This is a genomic window from Methylophilus sp. 14, assembly GCF_015354345.1.
Classification (GTDB): Bacteria; Pseudomonadota; Gammaproteobacteria; order Burkholderiales; family Methylophilaceae; genus Methylophilus.
Genome location: NZ_JADKYS010000001.1, coordinates 731613 through 752219 on the forward strand (window position 1 = coordinate 731613; position 20607 = coordinate 752219).

Genomic DNA, 20607 nt, shown 5'->3' on the forward strand with positions numbered 1-20607 from the left:
GTTGAGCGTTAAAGGCGGTTATCTATTGGTGACGTCTGACATGGCTGATTGCTTGGAAATAGCCTCATGCCACTCTTTAAATGGTGCGTCGCATAGTTGTTCTGCCTGTTGTGACAGCGTTTCGTGTGGTGTGTTGGCCGCGCGTAGCTTGGCCGTTTCGCGTTTCAAGCAGCCCAGGTATTTGGCCTTGGCGTAAATCTCTTCGGTTTGCAGGCTGGCAATCGCCTGGTCGGCCTGATTGAGTGACTGGCACAGTGGGGCGGATTGCGATGCGCCTTGCCAGGTGTTTTTTTGCATATGAATCACATTAGCAATGTCTTGCCCGCGCTTGTGGATCCAGTCTTCGAGAATTTCGTTGCCGCAGCTTTCGCTTTGGCAGCGCATGACGCTCTTGAGCAGCCAGGCGGCTTGTTTAGTCATGCGTTCTTCCGAAATGCCGCAGTTGTGAATCACGTCATGTGAGCGTGAGAAATACAGCTTGTAATTGGCGCGCCAGGTGGCGTGGCTAGCGCAGGCAACCTTGCGTAAAGGGTTGCCTGGCGCGCAGTTTTCGGCTTGCAGGATTTGCAAGCGCTCAGGCGCCCGGTTGCCGACACGGCGGCAGGCCAGTGAGATGGCTTGCCCGTAAGCTTGCGTGACGCCCCAGAAAGACAGTCGCGCCTGGGCGAATCCAGGGCTGTTGACTAATGCCTTGTCGTTTTTCCAGTCCAAGGCTTCGGCGGCCTGGCTAGAGGGGTGGAAAACGGTTTCGCGCTCCACCTCCATCGAAAACTCACTGCAAGAAGCTTGCACATGGCGTGTGGCGATGCTGTCGTCATGATCATCTGCCCTGAGCTTTAAGAAAACGATGTCTTCATGTTGGCCAACCTGGAGCGAATCAAGGTCGACTGCTACGGTGAGAAACTTTTCCCGGCCAGGCACGGTTTGCCATTGCTCAGCCTGGCTCAGTGAAGGGAATAACAGGGATTGCAGGCAAACAATAGCAAATACAACAGCAGGGCATTTCAACATGGTGAGCGATACGAAACAACAGGGTAATGGGAGGGTCGCTAAATGGGGCGGTTTAGTGAAGTGGTTTAATCATGTGCGGCAGCATAGACACTGTTACGCCCGGCTTGTTTGGCTTCATACAGGGCCTGGTCTGCGCGTTGTAACAATTGTGACAAGTTATCGCCGGGATGCAGCACGGCGACCCCGGCGCTAATGGTAATGCTGCCTACCCCTGCCAGATGCATGGCGTTGATCTGGTGGCGCACCTTTTCTGCCAGTTGCGTGGCCTGTTTAAGCGTGGTGCGTGGTGCGTAAATAATCAATTCATCACCGCCCCAGCGCACGGTGATGTCCGAGATGCGGCTATGTTTTTTGATGCAACTGGCCACCGATTTGAGGACCACATCGCCCAAGACATGGCCGTGGGTATCATTGATCTTTTTGAAGTGGTCGATGTCTATCAGGATGAGCGCGTCAGAAATTTTTCTGCGCGTGATGGCAGGCGTATGCTCTGCAAACACGGTTTCAAAGTGGTGACGGTTGCTGAGTCCGGTTAAATGGTCGGTGCTGGAAAGTGTTTTCAGGTTTTCCTTTTCCACTTCCAGTGCTGTATTAGCGGCGGCTAATTGCTCGGTGCGCTGTTTCACCAGGGCTTCGAGGTCTGTGTTAAGCGCTTTTAAATGGCTGGTTTGCGATTCGCGCAGGCACTCGTAGTTGCGGATGATAAAGAACTGGGCCAGCAGGTAAAGGCACAGGCTGAGGATGTCTAGATTGCTGTACTCCGAGGGGAAGATACCCATGGCATGGTTGCTAATCACCAGTATCAGCAGGATGGCCAGCATGTAGTAACCGGCCACGCGGCCTTTGAGGTAGAACGCCGCGGCCAGGATTAATAACAGCAGGGCGCTGCGGGTGGTGGTGCCCATGCCCATAAAGAACACGGTGACAAACTGCATAAAGCACAGCCATAAGGCAATGCTGGCAATTAACTCAATATTTTTCTGGTAGCGGTAAAGCACCCATAGCAAACCAAAGGCGAGAAATGCAGAAACCAGATCAACACGGCCGATGAAAGGTTGCAGGTTCCAGCGGATAATGCCCATGGACAGCGATACAATGCCAGAGAACGCAAACACATTATTCAAAAAAACGACTTTATAACGGGCGTTATCGGCTTCGCTGAGCTCTGGAAAAAGCTTGATCGGACGCAACATGACGACAAGCGCTTGGCTAATCCACTTCTTCAACATCCAGTTTCCTCGGTAATTATTGTTTTTGTGATGCAGGCAGTTTATGTAAAATTAGTACTTCACCAGCTAAATCAGAAACGACACTGGAATTTTACATATATTAAGTATCTGCGGGTGTTACTTTTACGCGATTCAATTCAGAATATTTTGGGCACCAGGCCCCGTTCCGTCTGGAAAACAACAAACATCGGTCTGTTATGAAACCATATAAAACTTTGGATGACTTTGTCGGCAATACGCCGCTGGTCGCTTTGCAGCGCATGAACCCTAATCCGAGCAATACCATTCTGCTCAAACTGGAGGGTAATAACCCGGCTGGTTCAGTTAAGGATAGGCCTGCCTACAGCATGATTTTGCGCGCCGAACAGCGAGGTCAGATCAAACCGGGAGATACCCTGATTGAAGCCACCAGCGGCAATACGGGGATTGCTTTAGCCATGGTGGCCGCCATGCGTGGTTATAAAATGGTGTTGGTGATGCCTGAGAACCAGTCCATCGAGCGCAGGCAAAGCATGAAAGCCTATGGCGCCGAGCTGGTGTTAACCCCTAAAGACGGCAGTATGGAGCTGGCGCGCGATGTAGCGATGAAGTTGCAGGCCGAGGGTGAAGGCATCGTACTCGACCAGTTTGGCAATTCAGATAATCCGCTGGCCCATTATGAAGGCACCGGCCCGGAAATCTGGCGCGATACAGCGGGTAAAGTCACGCATTTTGTGTCCAGCATGGGCACAACGGGGACCATTATGGGGACTTCGCGCTACCTCAAGGAGCAAAACCCGGCTATCCAGATCATCGGTGTGCAGCCTGAAGAAGGCGCGCAAATCCCGGGTATCCGCAAATGGCCAGAAGAATATATGCCCTCCATTTTTGATGCCAAGCGTATTGATGAGCTACGTTATGTGAGCCAGAAACATGCAGAAGACACCACGCGCAAACTGGCAAACACAGAAGGTATTTTTGCCGGTATTTCCAGTGGTGGCGCTTTATACACGGCCTTGCAGCTGTCTAAAGAAGTCAATAATGCCGTGATTGTCACCATCGTCTGCGACCGTGGTGACCGCTACCTGTCTACCGGGGTGTTTCCAGACTGATGCGCGTTTGCGGGCTGATGCTGTTACTCTGGTCAGCGCACCTATGCGCCATGACCGAGATCAGCCTCAGCGCGGACAGTATTTCCAGCGACCTGTTCCAGCTGGATAAACCGCATGCGGTGGTCAATTTGCACGCCCAGCAGCAGGTGCAAGTGCATGCGGAGCGTTTGCAACTCGGCGATGCACGCCTGGATAATCCCAATATCCGGCTGGATATGGGCGCGCGGCCAACGCTGCTGGTGACCTCTGACCAGTTGCACATGCAACCTTACCAGGTGCGCCAGCCGAGGATATTTCTGGATTTGCGGCCACAAACCCGCCAGCCTGTATTGTCTTTTTATGCTGAGGTCAAAGCCTTGCAGGACAATGTATGGGGAACCTTTCACCTCAATTGCCAGGTGCCCGCACAGGCGGCGAGCCAAACCTGGCGTTGCGAAGATGGCCTGTATCAAGATGTGCGCTCGCATGTGCCGTTCAATGTGCTGGTGACGCCGACCTGGAAGGAGCAGGACAAAACCGGCCCCGCGGCCAGGGGCGTAGACCTAGAGTTGGCAGTACGCGAGGCCAAGTTTAGTGATGCTACTGGCCTGCATGCAGGCGATAAGCTGACCGGAAAAGTGAATCTGTCTGCGCACCAGCAAGCGGACGGCTGGCGCTGGCAGGGCGTATTTCAGTGGCAGCAGGGTGAGTTGTTTTGGCAACCGTTTTATTTTGCCGATGGCAAAAAACGGTTTGAGATTCGTGGCTTCTACCACCAACCCACGGTCGATATTGAACAGGCCACGCTGGAACTGCAGGGGGTAGGTACCTTGCATAGCCAAAGCCGCATCAACCTCGTCAGCAAAGCATTTGAGTTTTTAAAGGTCGATGCCAAAGACGTCGATTTTAACGGTGTCTACCGGGCGTTTATCCAGCCACTGATTCCACACTCGGCGTTTGGCCACTTAAATGTGTCTGGCAAAGCGGACTGGTCGTTTGAGGCCAAAGGCTTGCAGCCGCTCAAGTTCCACCTCAATATCACTGATGCCAGTGTAGAAGACCTGGCGGGTAAATTCGGCTTTAGCCACTTTAATGCCGATATTCCCTGGGATTATGATCATCCCCAGCAGATTGTCATGGGTTACCAGTCTGGCCATATTTTAAAGATCCCCCTGGGAGAAACCCGCTGGCAAGCTGAGGTCGACCGTTTTTCGATTACCGCACCGCGTTTGCAGTTGCCTATCCTGGATGGTGGCTTGGACTTTCAGGATATTTCCGCCGCCTGGATTAATCAAAGCATGGTCTGGCATGTCAAAATGGATTTGCAGCCGATCAGTATGTCCAGTTTCAGCCAGGCGCTGGATTGGCCGCTGATGCGTGGTCAGATTGCAGGCACGATCCCGCTGGTGACTTACGCTAACCATGAGCTACGTATGATGGGCGATATGCAGTTCAAACTGTTTAATGGCATGGTGGGGATGTCTGACCTGGATATTGTTGACCCGCTGGGCGCGGTGCCCAAATTACACGCCAATTTCACCATGCGTGAGATCGACCTGGGCGAAATCACACGCACGTTCAACTTTGGCTCCATCAGTGGCAAGCTCGAAGGCGACATCAAGGATTTGCGACTGCAAAACTGGAAACCGGTGTCCATGGATGCGTTTGTGCGTACTGCCGATGGTCCGTTTGAGAAAAAAATCTCGCAGCGTGCGGTAGAGAACATTACGGCGTTAGGCGGGGAGGGCACGGCGGCGGCTTTGCAACGTACCTTTTTGCGCTTTTTTAAAGAATTTGGCTATGAAAAAATCGGCCTGAGTTGCCAGCTGCGTGGCGATATTTGCAAAATGGGCGGTGTTGAACCCTTGCCGGATGGCTTCGTGATCGTCAAAGGCAAAGGCGCACCGTCGGTCAACGTCAATGGCTATACACAATATGTCAGTTGGAAAGATGTATTGGGGCGCATGCAGCGCGTGACGGATAGCAATACTAAAATCATTATCGATTAAACTTGCATAATAGAATGAAGCGCGACATGGCTGCCAGAAAGGGATCAGATTGAACCTGACTTTAAAGAAAAAAAACGCGATACGTACCTGGCTATTCCTGCTGGCGGCCACAGGCTTGAACGCTTGCGTCACCATTAATATCTACTTTCCGGCCGCTGCCGCCGAAAAAGCGGCAGACAAAGTCATAGACGAAATCTGGCAAGTCCCGGCAGGCACCTCCCCAGCGAGTCCATCTGCAACACCGGTGACGCCTGCCGTAAACCCGGAGCCTGCCCCATGAAGAGATTAATGTTATCCCTGCACGCTTGCCCACGTTTGCTGCAACTCTTTCTGTGTGATGGCTATCACAGCTTGAAGTCAGGGTTGTTTTTGGCCAGCTTGATGTTGTGTTTAGTGGCGTTGCCCGCACATGCTGCGGCTGATCTGGATGCGAATACCCCCGCGGTTGCGGCGGTCAAAGCCAGTATGCAGAGCCGTCATCTACAGTTGCTGCCGCACTATCAGTCTGGCGCAGTGGGGTTGACCGCAGACGGTTTTGTTGCGGTAAAAGAGGCCGGTTTGGTGCCATTGTCCCAACGTAGTGCGTTGGCCGCGCTGGTCAAAGATGAAAACGCTGACCGCGCCAGGTTATATCAGGGCATGGCTGCCGCAAATGGTCACCCTGAGTGGGCAGGTGAGATACAGCGTACCTTTGCCCAACGCTGGATGGATAAAGCACAAGCTGGCTGGTTTGTGCAGCGCGATGGACAGTGGGTACGTAAATAGGCTGGTAAAACAACAGCTTGGCTGATATTGGGAGTGTTGAGTCCTGGAGTGGTTTGCCTGATGCACAACGATTGCCCGCCATGGCAATTCGATAAACAACGCAGTAAAAGCATCGGCTTTCAGTTTCAGGCATGGTCATTGCATACAATCTAAGTGCATGTTCCGATGAAAGGAGTCCGTTGTGGCAACTAATCTTTTCGTTCTCCCTCGCTTGGGTGAAAGTATTCATCAGCAGGATTTGGGGATTTATTACATCCTTAATCACCATACTGGCCGTGTACGTTCCTTGATACAGCTGGTGCGTGAAAATGTGCATTGGTATCTGATGCAATTGCAGCCGATTGCCGATGGCCTGGATTACCGCTGGTCTGTGATGTCACGCGCTGAGGACTGCGCACTTAAATCTGCGACCGACAAGCAAATCGCTCATTATTTTTCCAAAGCTGAATATGCGGAGCCCTATGGTGCCTGGCAAGTCATGCGTAATGCCGACTTCGGGTTTGCCAAGTTCACGCCAATGGAGGAGCCGCATGATGTCAGTTATGCGATTCTGACGTTTGATGGTGAAGAAATGCAAACGCCGATTCGCTTGCATAAGGCGCCTGCAGAATGGCTGGAAGAAGATTCCGAAACCGATATCCTGCAGTTGGAGTTTGCCTAAATCATCGCCTGCAGCAACTACCACACGCTGGTGGTAGCTGCTTTCGAGAGGTCTGCCGTATTACGCGGTGGTGCTGACGACATTGCCCGTCGGGCCGCGATGTTGCATGCTGGTAGAGAGCGCTTGTAAAAAGCCACTCAGGCTGGCATTGTCGCTGCTGCCACCCAGAGCACTCACCAGTGACTGAAAGCTGCTTTGCAGGTCGCTGGAGGTGCCATCTGAGCTGGTATCCGTGCTTGTGCTATCCGCTGTGCTGTCACTGCTCAAAGAAGCAATCAGGCTTTGCAATTTCGATTCCATGCCATGTCCACCATAAGGCGGTGGTGGCGGCATCCCCTGTGCTGCACTCGTCGCTTCTGTGTCACTCTCGCTACTCTCCGTACTACTGCTGTCTGTTGTGCCCTGTGATTGCAAGGCGCTGATCAGGTTTTGTAAAAAACTATTCAGTGCACTGGCGGCATCTGTCGTGCTATCGCTGCTTGTAGTGGTGCCTGTGCCGTCCGTGCTGCTCGTTGTACTGCTGGTGCCAGATTGCCCGAAAATAGACTCCAGGCCACCTTCAATGCCCGCACTTTTTAATGCCGAGTCAATGGCGCCCAGCAAGCCGCCGCCATCTTTACCCTGACCTTCGCCATCCGGTGGTGGCGGTGGAGGTTGCATGCCGTTGCGTTGGCCGACCTGCGAAAATGATTGAACAGCACTGCTACTACTAAGTGAACTGATAGATGTCATGATGAGAGCTCCGTAAATTTTAATCCGTAAATGTTTAAGGTTCAGGACTGATGTGATTGCACGCAATCCATCGTGTTGACTGAACAGTGCCAGATTAAAGCGGAGTGTTACTTTTCTATTGCTTGAAAAAACACAAAAAGTCTTTATAAATCAGTTATTTAAATGTATCAATTGATACAAATGGCCCTGGATTGTATCAATTGATACATTTGCCGGGTTTTGTATACACACTCCGCGTGGAAAACAAGGTTTTCTGGTGTAAGCATGGGTGCTGTGCTATTTTAAAAAACAATTTTTCTACGGATACGCACATGCTAAGTTTGGTGTTTGATATTGAAACTATCCCCGATGTGGATGGAATACGTCAGTTACATGATCTGCCAGCCAGTTTGAGCGATGCGGATGTGGCGAATATTGCTTTTCACCAACGTCGACAGCAGAACGGGACTGATTTCCTGCCACATCATTTGCAACGCGTGTGTGCGATTTCTTGCGCTTTGCGCGAGGGCAACCAGTTTCGCGTATGGACGCTGGGCGATGAGCAGTCGAGCGAGGCGGAAATGATTCAGCGTTTTTTCGATGGCATCGAAAAATACACGCCCAACCTCGTGAGCTGGAATGGCGGTGGCTTTGACTTGCCAGTGCTGCATTACCGCGCCATGGTGCACGGCATCGCCGCGCCGCGTTATTGGGACCTGGGTGAGGACGACAAAGACTTCAAGTGGAACAACTACATCAGCCGTTACCACATGCGCCACCTGGATTTAATGGATGTGCTGGCCATGTATAGCGGCCGCGCTAATGCGCCGCTGGATCAAATGGCGCAGCTATGCGGTTTCCCTGGCAAACTGGGCATGGATGGCAGCAAGGTGTGGCAGGCTTATTTGAACGGTGAAGTGAAAGCGATTCGTGATTATTGCGAAACCGATGTCGCCAACACGCATCTGGTGTATTTGCGCTTTCTTAAAATGCGCGGTCATTTGAATGAGGCTAACTACGCCGCAGAAATCCAGTTGGTACGTGAGACGCTATCTGGTTACGATGGGGAGCACTGGCAGCAGTTTATGGCGGCTTGGGCTTGAGAGGTATAAAAATCTTAATTGATTACCGCCGATCAACGCAGATACACGCCGATAAAACCTTGAAATTGCATGTGTACTCATCGGCGTTTATCGGCGGTTAAAGCCTTTTTTACGGTGTTTCAGTGGCAGGCGCTTCAGGTTCCGCAGCATCGTCAGCCACCGGCTCTACCGTATCTTCATCAATCTTGTTTTTCCAGTTCAGGATCACGCGTTGATGCTTTTTGGCGTCATGGCTAAAACGGTAACGCTGTTCGCTACCGAGGTAGCTGGCGACTGCCTGGTATTTGCCGCTAGGCAAGTTTAGCAATAGCCTGGGCGCGGCGTGTTCCAGTGCAAACACGGTCTGGTTCTTGCTGTCAGTGATGCTGAGGTTGACATCGTCAATCACGCGGCCAGCTTTGCCTTCAGAAAACAGGAAATACAGGTTGAATTGCTTTTTAAAGGACTCCATGGCGTCGACTTCTTCTGAGCCTATGCCACCCGTGACATAGTCCACCCCGTGGGCATCTTGCTGGATAGTCACTTCATCAGCAATACAGAAGGACGAAGAAAAAAGTGCTACCACCAGTGTCGTGGTTAAGCGCCATTGTTTAAGCATCACAGACTCCTTATTTTGATTGGTTTGCTGGGTGATTGTATGCCCAATTCAGGTAAAATAACAGGTTATGAGAAATAACCGTCAAAGATCCTCCAACCTGTCGTCTGCCGCCAGGGCCGCGCAGACTCCCCGCATTGCCACCATTGAATCCCTGGACCAGGAAGGTCGCGGGGTCACCCACGTCGATGGCAAAGTCATTTTCATTGAAGGTGCGTTGCCGTTTGAAGAGGTGAAGTTTGTCTCGCATCACGTCAAGGCGACCTATGAGTTGGCGACGACGGTCGAGGTGTTGAAACAGTCCAGCCAGCGCGTGACGCCCGGCTGTGCCTATTTTGGCACTTGCGGGGGTTGCGCCATGCAGCATCTGGAGTTTTCTGCGCAAGTGGCGGCCAAACAGCGCATGCTGGAAGCTGATTTATGGCACATCGGCCGTGTGCGCGCCGAGAAAGTCCTGCCACCGATCCAGGGGACGCCATGGCATTACCGCCACAAGGCACGCCTGCGTGTGCGCTATGTGGAGAAAAAAGGCGGCGTGCTGGTGGGCTTTAATGAAAAAGGCACCAGCTATGTGACTTTTATGGATAGCTGTGAAGTGCTGACGCAACCGGTGTCTGACCTGATTGTGCCGTTGAAAGCGTTAATCGGCCAGCTGTCTATCAAGCAGGCTTTGCCGCAGATTGAACTGGCAGTGGGTGAAGATGCGACGGTGCTGGTGTTCCGTATTATGGAAGCTCTGACTGATGCCGATATCGCTTTGCTGCAAACGTTTGAAGAAACACACGGTGCCCAGGTGTGGACGCAAACCAAGGGCCCGGACACAGTGAAGCCGCTGTTTGGGCATGGTGACAAGCTGCATTACAGTTTGCCTGAGTTTAACCTGCAATATCCGTTTAGCCCGATTGAATTTACCCAGGTCAACCCGGCGATTAACCGTGTCATGATCCGTCGCGCCATGCAGCTGTTACAGCCGCAAGCCGGTGAGCGTATTGCCGACTTTTTCTGTGGTTTGGGTAACTTTACGCTGCCGATTGCACGCAGTGGTGCCAGCGTCTATGGCGTTGAGGGGTCGCAGGCATTGGTGAAACGTGCGGTAGAAAATGCACAACTCAATGGTGTCAGCAATGTTGAGTTTGCTGAGTCTGATTTGTTTGATATGACGCCGGAGTCGTTGCAGGCGTTAGGTGCCTTTGACAAGTGGCTGGTAGACCCGCCGCGCGATGGGGCAATTGAACTGATCAAGTCACTGCCAGATGCAGAAGATAGCAACGCTGGCCATGCGCCATCACGTATTGTCTACGTGTCCTGCAACCCGGCGACGCTGGCGCGCGATGCGGCAATCCTGACGCAATCCAAAGGCTATCGCCTGCAAGCGGCTGGCGTGATGAACATGTTCCCGCATACGGCGCATGTTGAATCTATCGCGATTTTTGAGAAAATTTAACGCGATGGGCAAAATGTTGCGCCGGTTATTGCCGGGGGTGCTGCTAGCGTGGGCGTTGAGTGGCTGCCAGCACGCTGACGAACCGCGTTCACTGGTGTTTGCCGTTGCGCAGGCGCCGGTGAACCTGGATCCACGTTATGCGACCGATGCAGCTTCTGAGCGTATCAATCGCTTGCTTTACCAGCGCCTGGTGGAGTTTGACAGCCGCTCGCGCGAAGTACCGGGGTTGGCGACCTGGCAAATGCGCGATGCCACGCATTACCGCTTCCAGTTATCCCAAGTTGCCACATTTCACGATGGCCAGCCTTTGACAGCTACCGATGTGAAAGCGACTTACGATAGTTTGCTGCAATTGAAAGACTCGCCGCACACGGCAGAATTCAGGCATATCCAGCAGATTACAACGCTGGATGCCAACACCATAGATTTTGAACTGAGTCGCCCGGATCCGCATTTTGCTGCGCGCTTGATGGTGGGCATTTTGCCCGCACGGCTGATTGCCGCCGGGCATGACTTTGGCCATGCGCCGGTAGGCAGCGGACCATTTAAACTGGATCGCTGGCAATCGGCATTGCAGTTGCAGCGCTTGAGTGATGGCCTCAAGGTGCGCTTTGACGAAGTCAAAGACCCCAATGTGCGGGTGCTTAAACTCAAGCGTGGCGAGGCCGATTTGATCCAGGGCGACTTGCCGCCAGAACTGGTCAAATATCTGCAAAAACAAGCCAATATCACGGTAAAAACTGGGGTAGGTGCCAATTACTCTTATCTCGGCTTGAATGTGCAGGCCGATTTTCTGCGTGATGTGCGCGTCAGGCGCGCGATTGCCTATGCGATTGATACCCAGGCGATTATTGATAAAGTCATGGTTAGCCATAGCCGACAGGCCAGTGCGATCTTGCCGCCTGAGCATTATGCAGGCAATGCGGCCTTGCAGCCTTATACCTATCAACCAGCCTTGGCCAGGCAATTATTGCAGTCTGCAGGCATCAAGTTACCACTGACGCTGATTTATAAAACCAGCACCGATCCGCAGCGCGTCAGGCTGGCGACGATTTTGCAGGCACAAATGCAAGAGGCGGGCATAGACCTGCAAATCAAGAGCCTGGATTGGGGCACTTTTTTTGCCGATGTGCAAAAAGGTAATTTTCAGTTGTATGGCCTGACCTGGGTGGGTATTAAAACACCTGAGATTTATAGCAAGGTGTTTGCCTCTAACAGTTTGCCGCCACAAGGGTTTAACCGAGGTCGTTATCAAGATGGCGTGCTGGATCAATTATTGGCAAAAGAAGATTGGCCAGCGGTGACACAGCGCATTCATGGTCAATTGCCAGTGATTCCGCTGTGGTATGAGGGGCAGTTTGTCGCTTATCGCGACACGATTTCGGCTTACCAGCCCATGCCAGACGGCAACCTGGATGGCCTGGCACACGTGGCGTTTAAATCAGCTAAAAACTAGCGCTTGCTGTGGGCATGGTCACGGGTTAACGCCAAACCAGTGGCCGATGAGTGCGGTGACCGCCATGGCGAGTGCGCCCCAAATGACGACGCGACTGACGCTTTTGACAACGCTGGCACCTCCGGTACGCGCCGCAACAATCCCCAGCAGGGCTAAAAAGGGCAGGGTGCTGACCGTCAACCAGGTTTGCGCTTGCGTATGCGGCGCCAGCCAGGCTGTGATGAGCGGCAATATCGCGCCACTGGCAAAGGCCAGCGCCGAGGCCAGAGCCGCTTGTAATGGCTGGGCCTGATTGATGTCATGCAAGCCCAGCTCATCACGTGCATGCGCCGCCAGTGAGTCATGCTGTGACAGCGCTTGTGCCACTTGTTTAGCCAGCTCAGGCGATAAGCCGCGCTGGATATAAATGCTAGTCAGCTCCCGCAATTCACTTTCCGGATTTTCCTTTAACTCTTCGGCTTCACGGGCGAGGTCTGCATGTTCGATATCGGTTTGTGAGCTCACTGACACATATTCACCTGCGGCCATGGAGAGCGCACCTGCAACCAGCCCGGCGACGCCTGTCATCAGCAAAGCCTGGTGAGTTGCTCCGGCGGCGGTCACCCCCATGAGCAGGCTGGCGGTAGAAATAATGCCATCGTTGGCACCCAGCACGGCCGCGCGCAACCAGCCGCTGCGTTGTAAAAAGTGTAATTCGTGATGTGCCATATGGTGACCTTGAATAAAGCGATAAATGAAATAAACAAGTGATTTGATGGGATTTTAATGGAATTTGTGTTGCCAGATAGCGTGTTGCATCAAATCTCCGACTAGAACAAGCAAATCGCTTAGAATAATGGCTATGCATATTGAAATTTCTATCCCGGCACAAACGCTGACCTTGTTTGACGACAATGGCGGACAAGTCACGCGCTACGCCGTCTCGACGGCAGCCAATGGTGTCGGCTGTGTGAAAAACAGTGGTTGTACGCCGCTGGGAGCACACATTATTCGTGCCAAAATCGGTGGCGGGGCGGCGGCAAATACGGTGTTTGTCGGCAGGCGCGCCACCGGTGAAATATTTACGCCAGATTTAAAGTTGCAGTTCCCTGACCGCGACTGGATACTCACGCGTATTCTTTGGTTGAGCGGCACTGAGCCTGGCAAAAACCGCCTGGGCAATGTGGATACCATGCAGCGTTATATTTATATCCATGGCACGCCCGATGCGACCGAGTTAGGCGTGCCTGGGTCGCATGGTTGCGTGCGTATGCGTAATGCGGATCTGATTGAATTGTTCGACCAAGTGCCGCTGGGTACTACCGTGAATATTTGCGCGGCGGATGATTAAGCGCTTTGCTACATTAGTGCCGGTGGTCTTCGGGGTGTTGTGCCTGACCTTTGCCTTGCTGCATCTGGTGCCGGGCGACCCGGTTGACGTCATGCTCGGTGAGTCAGCCAGCGCGGCTGACCGTACTGCACTGAAAGCACAACTGGGGCTGGATCAACCAGTGTTGGTGCAGTTTGGCCAATACGTGATGCATTTGCTGCACGGCGATTTTGGCGCCTCTATCCATACCCAAACACCGATTTCGCAATTGTTATGGCAAGCCTACCCGGCAACCTTATTGCTGGCTGTGGTTGCATTAACGATTGGGCTGTCTATAGGTATTCCATTAGGCATCTGGTCTGCGCTCAAAGCCGGGCATTGGCAAGATGTGATGATCACCATGCTCAGTATCCGTCTGGCAGCCATGCCTGCCTTCTGGCTAGGGCCGGTGCTAATGTTAGTGTTGGCGGTATGGCTGGGGTGGTTGCCGGTGAGCGGCATGACTAGCCCGCTGACCATCGTGTTACCTGCATTAACACTCGGCCTCGGTTTGAGCGCTATTTTGACCCGCATGACGCGTACCAGCCTGCTGGAGGTGTTGAGTGAAGATTATATTCGCACCGCGCGTGCCAAAGGCTTGAGCGAGCGGCAAGTATTACTCAAGCACGCATTACGCGCTGCCTTATTGCCGTTGGTGACCATTGTTGGTTTGCAAATGGGCAGTTTGCTGGCCGGTGCGGTGATTACCGAAACCATTTTTAGCTGGAACGGCATCGGCCGTTTGCTGGTAGACAGCATAGAAAAACGCGATTACCCAGTGACGCAAGCCTGTGTGCTGGTGGTGGCGTTAAGCTATGTGCTGATTAATCAGGCAACAGACCTGGTCTATCGCTGGCTGGATCCGCGCACGCGGGGCACACAATGAAAACGTTTGCGTTGCTCACCCTGGGGTTTTGGCTGCTGGCCGTGATGCTGGGCCATGCCATTGGCTTAAATCCCAACCAGATTGACCTCGATGCCATTCTGCAATGGCCTAGCCTGCAACATTGGCTGGGCACTGATGATCTGGGCCGCGATATTCTGGCGCGCGTGATTCGCGGGGTGGAGGTTTCCTTTATGGTCACAGTGGTAGTGACAGCCGTGACCATGACCATAGGCCTGAGCATAGGCCTGGTGGCCGGGTATAAAGGCGGCAGGCTGGATCATGTCCTGATGCAAGTCACCAATATTTTCCTGGCATTCCCCGGTATGTTGCTGGCGATTGCGTTTGCAGCCGTGCTGGGCGCTGGGATCAATAACCTGATTCTTGCATTATGCCTGACTGGTTGGGTCACTTATGCCAGGTTGTCGCGTGGTCAGGCACTGGCTTTGCGGCAACGCCTGCATGTGCTGGCTGCGGAGTCTTTGGGGGCGAGTAGCGTGCGCGTGATGTTGCTGCATATCTTGCCATTGCTGATTTCCATTTTGCTGGTAGAAGCGGCTTATAGCATGGCCAGTGTGATGATTGCCGAAGCGTCATTGTCGTTTCTCGGCCTGGGCATACAGGCGCCCGATGCCTCGTGGGGCGCCATGTTGCGCGACGCCGTGCGCTTTATGCTGGTGGCACCACATTATGTGCTCACTGTTGGTGTATGCATGATGAGTTTAATCCTCGCCATTAACCTGGGTGGCGATGTGTTACGCGACACACTGGATGTACGTAGCGAGGCGAGAGGATGATAAAAGGGCACGCATGAGAAAACAGTATCGCTATTACGACCTGATCATGGCCGCTTTTGCTGTGGTGCTGGTCTGCTCCAACATTATTGGTCCCGGCAAAATCACCGAGATACACGTGCCCTTGCTGGGCGCGTTGACCTTTGGCGCCGGTATCATGTTTTTCCCCATCAGCTTTATTTTTGGCGATATTTTGACCGAGGTCTATGGTTACGCCGCCTCACGCCGCGTGATCTGGACCGGCTTTATCTGCCTGGCCTTTGCCAGCCTTATGGCCTGGGTGATTGTGGTCTTGCCGCCAGCGCCAGAGTGGCATGACCAGACCGCTTATCAGTCCGTGTTTGGTTCCACGGCGCGCATTGCCATCGCCTCACTGGTGTCCTTTGCGGCAGGCGAGTTTGTCAATTCGTTCGTGCTGGCCAAAATGAAAATCTTCACCCAGGGCCGCTGGTTGTGGAGCCGCACCATAGGGTCGACCATTTTCGGCGAAGCGGTTGATACGACTTTGTTTTTTCCACTGGCCTTTTATGGCTCGGGCGAATTTCCCGATGCCATGATGCCGCAGATTGTACTGGCGCAATTTACTGCCAAATTATTGGTAGAAGTCGCCTTCACGCCCGTGACCTACAAAATAGTTGATTTTCTCAAACGCGCTGAGAATGAAGATTATTACGATACCCAGACCGACTTTAACCCGTTTATCATAAAGCCTTAGGATAATGCTTGGTTTCAAACTGGGTGCGTATCATTGGTTTCTGATAGCAGGCGCACAGTGATTTTTAAGTCTAATTAATAATAAAGGGAGCGAATGTCCATGGAGTCCAATTTTTCATTAACGCACATTTTGTTAGGCGTTGCCGCACTGATTGTAGTGTGGTTGGTGTTGTGGGTGATTTTTTTACGCAGAGTTGTTTCTACCAACGAAGTACATATTGTGCAGGCTGCCAAACAAAGCCGCTCTTACGGAACAGGCCTGGAATATGGCAATACCTATTATCAGTTTCCAATCTGGATACCTGTGTTAGGGGTATCTGTCTCGCGCTATCCTGTTTCTGTGTTTACTGAAGAGCTGCTTGATTATGAAGCTTATGATCAAGGACGGTTGCCGTTTGTGATTGATGTCAAAGCGTTTTTCAGAATTGAAGATAGTAATGTGGCGGCCAAACGGGTGGCAACCTTTGATGAAATGCGCAAGCAGATGAATGCCATCTTGCAAGGCTGTATCCGTTCGATTCTGGCCATGAATGATATCGAAACAATCATGCAGGATAGAGCCAAATTTGGTGAGGAATTCACCAAGCAAGTCGATGAGAACCTGAAATCCTGGGGCGTGGTCACTGTAAAGTCGGTAGAGCTGATGGATATCCGTGACTCACAAGGCTCGAATGTGATTAAAAACATCATGGAGAAGAAAAAGTCCGAGATCGAAATGCAGTCTCGTATTGAGGTGGCTGCAAATAAACGCAAGGCCGAAATGGCTGAAATCGATGCCAGCCGCGACATCGAGTTGCAACGGCAAGTCAGCCAGCAGCAAGTCGGCTTGCGCACGGCTGAAAAAGATCGCGAAGTGGGGATTGCCAAAGAGCAGTCCGTGCAAAGCATTAAAGAGCAAGAACGTATCACCAAAGAAAAAACCATGGCTGTTGAGCAGGTCGCGCAAGTCAAGCAGGCAGAAATTAATAAAGAGGTACAAATCGTCAATGCCAATCAACAAAAGGAAACGGCGATTATTAATGCCGAAGCTGAACAGGCCACTGCATTGATTAACTCCGAGGCAGAGAAACAATCCGTGATGATTAAAGCCGAAGGTGAAAAACAATCCACCATGGCGATAGCCGCCGGTTTGAAAGAAGCCAAAGTGCTTGAATCCAAAGGCATAGAGGCCGAGGGTCATGCCCGTGCTGAGGCCGCCAAGGCCATGCAGCTTGCTTCGGTGCAGGCCGAGATTACTTTGGCGGAAAAAATTGGTGAAAACGAAAGCTACCAGAAATATCTGATTTCCTTAGAACAAGTCAAAGTCATGGGCGAGGTTGGCAAAGAGCAGGCAAAAGCGCTTGAGAAAGCTCAAGTCAAAATCATTGCCAATGCAGGCGGCACGGTGAGTAACGGCATTAGCAAAGTCACTGACCTGTTTAGTGCCAACGGTGGTACGCAAATGGGTTCCATGTTAGAAGCGCTAGCGCAAACGGATGTCGGTAAAAGTGTGTTGAACAAAGTCACAGGCGCTGACGCGGGCGCAGCTGATCGAGCAGAAACGTCTTAAGTATGGCGTTTTACTAAGTATATACAGTGGACATTTAAATGACCGATAACCATATTCGCTGGAGCCACGCTGGCGAAACCCATGAAGCCGAATGGCTCGCCATCAGTGCTTCCAACCCGCCAAAGTGGTTTGAGGTGATTGGTGACCAGACCAATGCTGATACGGCTTACCGCCTGGCTTCTGAGGGCTGCGGTATGATTTACCAGGGCGACTTTCAAAATGCGCGACAGTTGTTGCAGGCGCTGGCGCGCCGTATAGATAAAAAGCCCCTCAAAGCGGCACCAACCTTGCTGGAAACGTTCCACCTGCACCGTGCGCGCCAGATCCAGCGCGCCAATATCCTCAATAAGGTCATTCTTCACCTTGAAGGCGGGCGCAGTGCCATGAAACGCGCCCCGGACGTGAGTGAGGCGTTGGCCCATGCCTGGGATGCTGCTGTCCCCGCATCCGTGCTTATTCCGCTGCAAACATTGCAAGGGATGGTTGGTGCGTATGAGTGGCGCAAAAAAGGCGTGGAGGTGCCTGTGCTCGGGCAGACTATCCAACCTTATTACGGCGTGTACTCTCCGGTGCGTGGCGAATACCTGGAGCTCATTGCCCAGACACCGTTGCAGGCCAAAACCGCGATGGACATAGGCACAGGCACGGGCGTGATTGCCGCATTGCTGGCGAAACGGGGCTTACCTCATCTTATCGCCACCGACAACCAGCCGCGCGCATTGGCCTGTGCGCAAGAGAATCTGCAACGTTTAGGGGTGGCTAATAAGGTGAAGGTCGTCGAGGCCGACTTATTTCCGCAGGACGCACTGGCTGACCTGATTGTGTGTAATCCGCCGTGGTTACCAGCCAAGGCCAATGCGCCGATTGAGCACGCGGTTTATGATCCTGACAGCCGTATGCTGAAAGCGTTTTTAACGGGCGTAAAAGCACATTTGAATGTCAACGGTGAAGCGTGGCTCATTATGTCCGACCTAGCGGAGCAGATTGGCTTGCGTAAACCGGGGGAGCTGGCAGGCTGGATCGCCGATGCCGGGCTGGACATTGTGCAGCGTCTGGATACGCAGCCTAAACACGGCAAAGCGCGCGACGCGCAAGATCCGCTGTTTGCGGCACGCTCTAAAGAAACAACCAGTCTTTATCGTTTAAAATCACGTTAATTGAGTATTTAAGGAAGCACGAATGTCTTTAGGTCCTGTCATGCTGGATGTCGTTGGCAAAGAGTTATCTGCCGACGACATCCGCCGTTTGCAACATCCTCTGGTGGGTGGGGTGATTTTATTTGCGCGTAACTTTGAGAGCTGCGAACAGCTGAAAGCACTCACGGCCAGCATCCATGCCGTGCGTCAGCCGCCATTGCTGATTGCTGTGGATCATGAAGGTGGTCGCGTGCAACGCTTCAGGGAGGGATTTACCAAGATTCCACCCATGCGTGAGTTTGGGCATATTTGGGATAAAAATCCACGCAAGGCTAAAGAGTTGGCCGTAGAAGCAGGTTATGTGCTGGCTGCTGAGTTGCGTGCGCATGGCGTAGACTTTAGTTTCACCCCCGTGCTGGACATGGATTACGGCGATAGCCTGGTGATTGGCGACCGCGCGTTTCATAAAGACCCGCAAGCCATCAATGAGCTGGCTTTTAGTTTGATGCAAGGCCTGAAAAAAGCCGGGATGGCGGCGGTGGGCAAGCATTTCCCCGGCCATGGTTTTGTGGTGGCGGATTCGCATGTCAGTATCCCGGTGGATGAGCGCGAGTTTGACCAGATTGCGCAGAATGATATGCAGCCGTTTGTGCGCATGATAGACGAAGGCCTGCATGCAGTGATGCCTGCGCATGTGATTTACCCTAAAGTAGACGAGAAGCCAGCAGGTTTTTCACCGCGCTGGTTGCAGAAAGTATTACGCGAGCGCCTGGGTTTTAACGGTGTGATTTTCAGCGATGACTTGAGCATGGAAGGCGCGACTGTCGCAGGTGATGTGACTGCGCGAACTTTGGCGGCGCTCAATGCAGGTTGCGATATGGTCCTGCTATGCAATCGCCCCGATTTGGCAGATGAATTGTTGGCCAACCTGGACTGGACAATCTCGGCACAAAGTATCGCACGCCTGGCCCGCATGCATGGTGGGCATCATCCACAGGACATGGTTGGCTTGCGTGAGTCGGCCTATTATGTGGATGCGGTCAAGCGCGTGGCCATGGTCGGTCAAAAAGAGTCAGATTTGTTTGCCTGAGTGTGATGCGATACGGTAAGCTTTCGAACTATTGATATCAATTTTAATGCGCGTTTATCGGTATTCACTATGAAATGGATCGTTTTAGGGGTGTTTTTAGCGTCGGTCAGTTATGTGCACTTTAGAGGCAAGGTGCGGCATCGCTTTTACCGCCAGGTGTTTGACCATTCCGGTATTGTGTCGCCGTTTAATGTGTTTTTGTACCTGTTTTCAAAAGCGCCAACCACGCCTTATTTGTCGGTGAATGAATTTCCTGAGTTGAAGTTGATTACAGATCGCTGGCAAGAGATTCGCGAAGAGGCCTTGCACGTGCGTGAGCAGGAGCGCATTGCCGCTGCGCAAACCAATAATGACGCGGGTTTTAACTCTTTTTTTAAAACTGGCTGGAAGCGGTTTTATCTCAAATGGTATGACGCGCATCATCCGTCTGCCAGTATTTATTGCCCGAAAACCGTGGCGTTGCTGCAAAGTATTCCCAGCGTCAAAGCAGCCATGTTTGCCGAGTTGCCGCCCGGCGCGCATTTGCGCCCACACCGTGACCCATATGCGGGTTCATTGCGTTTTCACCTAGGGTTGGCGACGCCGAACAATGATCAGTGTTTTATCCGTGTCGATGGCGAAGACTATAGCTGGCGCGACGGCCAGGCCGTGATGTTTGACGAAACTTATATCCACGAAGCCTATAACAAGACCGATGAAACGCGTGTGATTCTATTTTGCGATATTGAACGCCCCATGCGTTATGGCTGGGCGCAAGCGGTGAACCGCTTTTTGGCTAACACCATTGTCACCGCTGCCAGTTCACCGAATGAAGCGGGCGACCAGACGGGTGTGATCAACCGTTTGTTCCACTATGCCTGGGTGGTCGGCCAATATCGCCGCCGCTTTAAAAAATGGAACAAAAATGTGTATCAAATCACCCGCATTCTCTTGATTGCATTGGTGTGTTACGCCATCTGGAAGTTATAGCGCAGGGTAATGTTCACGCAAATGTCATGTGAAAAACTTGAAACTTTGTGCGTTTGCCATTATCTTAATC

21 protein-coding genes are annotated in these 20607 nt (G+C 52.4%); 16 read left to right on the plus strand and 5 right to left on the minus strand.

Going from position 1 to position 20607, the window contains the following annotated elements:
• Positions 1-18: 18 nt before the first annotated feature.
• Both INP78_RS03700 and INP78_RS03705 read right to left on the minus strand, forming a co-directional pair.
• A complete protein-coding gene (locus tag INP78_RS03700) occupies positions 19-1011 on the minus strand; it encodes a hypothetical protein (RefSeq protein WP_228522627.1) in 993 nt (330 codons plus the stop codon).
• Positions 1012-1076: 65 nt separating this feature from the next.
• Entirely contained in the window at positions 1077-2240 is a 1164-nt protein-coding gene (locus INP78_RS03705; RefSeq protein ID WP_194740813.1) for a GGDEF domain-containing protein, read from the minus strand.
• Positions 2241-2437: 197 nt separating this feature from the next.
• On the opposite strand from INP78_RS03705, the gene cysM reads away from it, so the two are divergent.
• From cysM to INP78_RS03730, 5 genes are all read left to right on the plus strand, one after another.
• Positions 2438-3331, plus strand: coding sequence for a cysteine synthase CysM (gene cysM, locus INP78_RS03710; RefSeq protein ID WP_194740814.1), 894 nt, complete (start codon positions 2438-2440; stop codon positions 3329-3331).
• Positions 3332-3348: 17 nt separating this feature from the next.
• Complete coding sequence (locus INP78_RS03715) at positions 3349-5319, plus strand: hypothetical protein (protein WP_228522628.1); 1971 nt, start codon at positions 3349-3351, stop codon at positions 5317-5319.
• Positions 5320-5368: 49 nt separating this feature from the next.
• Complete coding sequence (locus INP78_RS03720) at positions 5369-5599, plus strand: hypothetical protein (protein WP_194740816.1); 231 nt, start codon at positions 5369-5371, stop codon at positions 5597-5599.
• The gene (locus tag INP78_RS03725) at positions 5596-6084 is read left to right on the plus strand and encodes a YdbL family protein (RefSeq protein ID WP_194740817.1); all 489 of its coding nucleotides are present in this window, start codon (positions 5596-5598) and stop codon (positions 6082-6084) included. The genes INP78_RS03720 and INP78_RS03725 overlap by 4 nt, the downstream gene beginning before the upstream one ends.
• Positions 6085-6265: 181 nt before the next feature.
• Positions 6266-6745 (plus strand): hypothetical protein, encoded by a 480-nt coding sequence (locus INP78_RS03730; RefSeq protein WP_194740818.1) that lies wholly within the window; start codon positions 6266-6268, stop codon positions 6743-6745.
• A gap of 60 nt (positions 6746-6805) precedes the next feature.
• Here the strand turns inward: INP78_RS03730 and INP78_RS03735 are convergent, their stop codons facing one another.
• Positions 6806-7477: a hypothetical protein gene (locus tag INP78_RS03735; RefSeq protein WP_194740819.1), complete on the minus strand. Its 672-nt coding sequence runs from the start codon at positions 7475-7477 to the stop codon at positions 6806-6808.
• A gap of 311 nt (positions 7478-7788) precedes the next feature.
• Here INP78_RS03735 and INP78_RS03740 point away from each other — a divergent pair, with 311 nt between their 5' ends.
• A complete protein-coding gene (locus INP78_RS03740; RefSeq protein ID WP_194740820.1) occupies positions 7789-8559 on the plus strand; it encodes a 3'-5' exonuclease in 771 nt (256 codons plus the stop codon).
• A gap of 109 nt (positions 8560-8668) precedes the next feature.
• Here INP78_RS03740 and INP78_RS03745 read toward each other — a convergent pair whose 3' ends face one another.
• Complete coding sequence (locus INP78_RS03745) at positions 8669-9157, minus strand: hypothetical protein (protein WP_194740821.1); 489 nt, start codon at positions 9155-9157, stop codon at positions 8669-8671.
• A gap of 67 nt (positions 9158-9224) precedes the next feature.
• On the opposite strand from INP78_RS03745, the gene rlmD reads away from it, so the two are divergent.
• Together rlmD and INP78_RS03755 are read left to right on the plus strand one after the other, a co-directional pair.
• Positions 9225-10598, plus strand: coding sequence for a 23S rRNA (uracil(1939)-C(5))-methyltransferase RlmD (gene rlmD / locus INP78_RS03750; protein WP_194740822.1), 1374 nt, complete (start codon positions 9225-9227; stop codon positions 10596-10598).
• 13 nt (positions 10599-10611) lie between these two features.
• Positions 10612-12054, plus strand: coding sequence for an ABC transporter substrate-binding protein (locus tag INP78_RS03755; protein ID WP_194741126.1), 1443 nt, complete (start codon positions 10612-10614; stop codon positions 12052-12054).
• An 18-nt stretch (positions 12055-12072) separates the two neighbouring features.
• On the opposite strand, the gene INP78_RS03760 is transcribed toward INP78_RS03755, so the two are convergent.
• Entirely contained in the window at positions 12073-12762 is a 690-nt protein-coding gene (locus INP78_RS03760) for a VIT family protein (RefSeq protein ID WP_194740823.1), read from the minus strand.
• 133 nt (positions 12763-12895) lie between these two features.
• On the opposite strand from INP78_RS03760, the gene INP78_RS03765 reads away from it, so the two are divergent.
• The 8 genes from INP78_RS03765 to lpxO all read left to right on the plus strand — a co-directional run bounded on the left by INP78_RS03765 (position 12896) and on the right by lpxO (position 20537).
• Entirely contained in the window at positions 12896-13384 is a 489-nt protein-coding gene (locus INP78_RS03765; protein WP_194740824.1) for a L,D-transpeptidase, read from the plus strand.
• Positions 13377-14288, plus strand: coding sequence for a nickel ABC transporter permease (gene nikB / locus INP78_RS03770; RefSeq protein WP_194740825.1), 912 nt, complete (start codon positions 13377-13379; stop codon positions 14286-14288). The genes INP78_RS03765 and nikB overlap by 8 nt, the downstream gene beginning before the upstream one ends.
• The gene (locus tag INP78_RS03775; protein WP_194740826.1) at positions 14285-15082 is read left to right on the plus strand and encodes an ABC transporter permease; all 798 of its coding nucleotides are present in this window, start codon (positions 14285-14287) and stop codon (positions 15080-15082) included. The genes nikB and INP78_RS03775 overlap by 4 nt, the downstream gene beginning before the upstream one ends.
• A 13-nt stretch (positions 15083-15095) precedes the next feature.
• Positions 15096-15794: a queuosine precursor transporter gene (locus INP78_RS03780; protein ID WP_194740827.1), complete on the plus strand. Its 699-nt coding sequence runs from the start codon at positions 15096-15098 to the stop codon at positions 15792-15794.
• A gap of 99 nt (positions 15795-15893) precedes the next feature.
• The gene (locus INP78_RS03785) at positions 15894-17342 is read left to right on the plus strand and encodes an SPFH domain-containing protein (protein ID WP_194740828.1); all 1449 of its coding nucleotides are present in this window, start codon (positions 15894-15896) and stop codon (positions 17340-17342) included.
• A gap of 38 nt (positions 17343-17380) precedes the next feature.
• Positions 17381-18499, plus strand: a complete 1119-nt coding sequence (locus INP78_RS03790) for a class I SAM-dependent methyltransferase (protein WP_194740829.1) — start codon at positions 17381-17383, stop codon at positions 18497-18499.
• A 22-nt stretch (positions 18500-18521) separates the two neighbouring features.
• Positions 18522-19568, plus strand: a complete 1047-nt coding sequence (gene nagZ / locus INP78_RS03795; protein ID WP_194740830.1) for a beta-N-acetylhexosaminidase — start codon at positions 18522-18524, stop codon at positions 19566-19568.
• A gap of 69 nt (positions 19569-19637) precedes the next feature.
• The gene (lpxO, locus tag INP78_RS03800) at positions 19638-20537 is read left to right on the plus strand and encodes a lipid A hydroxylase LpxO (RefSeq protein WP_194740831.1); all 900 of its coding nucleotides are present in this window, start codon (positions 19638-19640) and stop codon (positions 20535-20537) included.
• Positions 20538-20607 lie beyond the last annotated feature (70 nt).